This window comes from Iodidimonas sp. MBR-22, from assembly GCF_029946565.1.
Lineage (GTDB): Bacteria > Pseudomonadota > Alphaproteobacteria > Sphingomonadales > Rhodothalassiaceae > Iodidimonas > Iodidimonas nitroreducens.
In genome coordinates, this window is the sequence record NZ_JARKVQ010000040.1 from 1 (window position 1) to 902 (window position 902).

At 53.7% G+C, this 902-nt stretch carries 2 protein-coding genes; one reads left to right on the forward strand and one right to left on the reverse strand.

Translation table 11 applies throughout. From position 1 onward, the window contains the following. On the forward strand, positions 1-442 hold a 442-nt coding region (locus tag QK300_RS13560; RefSeq protein WP_281302238.1), incomplete at its 5' end, for a tryptophan 7-halogenase. Positions 443-472: 30 nt separating this feature from the next. Here QK300_RS13560 and QK300_RS13565 read toward each other — a convergent pair. After that, positions 473-902 (reverse strand): tryptophan 7-halogenase (locus QK300_RS13565; protein ID WP_281302237.1); only part of this gene is annotated, 430 nt, incomplete at its 5' end.

The window sequence follows — 902 nt, forward strand, 5'->3', positions numbered from 1 at the left end:
GCTGGTTTCCATGTTCCCCGACAAGGCTTGCGATCCGGCACTGGCCGCCAGCTATAATGAGGCCACACGGTTTGAATATGAACGCATCCGTGATTTTTTGATCCTGCATTATAAAGCCACCCAGCGCCGGGATACGGCCTTTTGGCGGGCGTGCGCGGAGATGCCTATCCCCCAAAGCCTGCAACAGAAAATCGACCTGTTTGAAGCCAGCGCCCGCCTTTACCGCGAGGCGGATGAGCTGTTTACAGAAATCGGCTGGTTACAGGTGCTTTTGGGGCAATCAATCATCCCCCGCGCCTATCACCCCTTGGCCGATGCCATCAGCGATGCGCAATTATCCGAATTTCTCGGTCATATCCGCCTGCTCATCAATCGGGGCGTGGCCAGCCTGCCCGATCATCACAGCTTCATCAGACGCATCAGCGCCAGCGCAGCGGCTTGATTGCTGCCAAAGAAGAAGATGACCTCTCTTTCAATTGGCCAGAAGCCGGTTCAGATAATCCCCATGATCCGGCATAATCGCCACGGCTTCAGCCATGGCCTGTTTCAATGATCCCATGAAGCGAGCCGCATCAGGATTTGGCTGCATAGCAATTAGCGGATCATGATGCCTGGGAATCAAGCCCTGCCCCAGCATCACCGCCAGCCAATTATTATTCTGGAATAATTCCGGCCCCACAGAAACCAACCGCCCCAGCGTGCGGAAATGATCCATCTTATAGGCAAGGGAATCAGGAACAGGCATGGCCGCACAGTGCTGCCACATCGGCTCAGCACGCCGATTATGATGATAATGAAAAATCAGAAAATCACGAATTCCCACATATTCCAATTCGGTCAGCCGGTTATATTCCCGTGCTGCCAAAGGGGAACAATGGCGATCAGGGAATAATGCGAGCAAT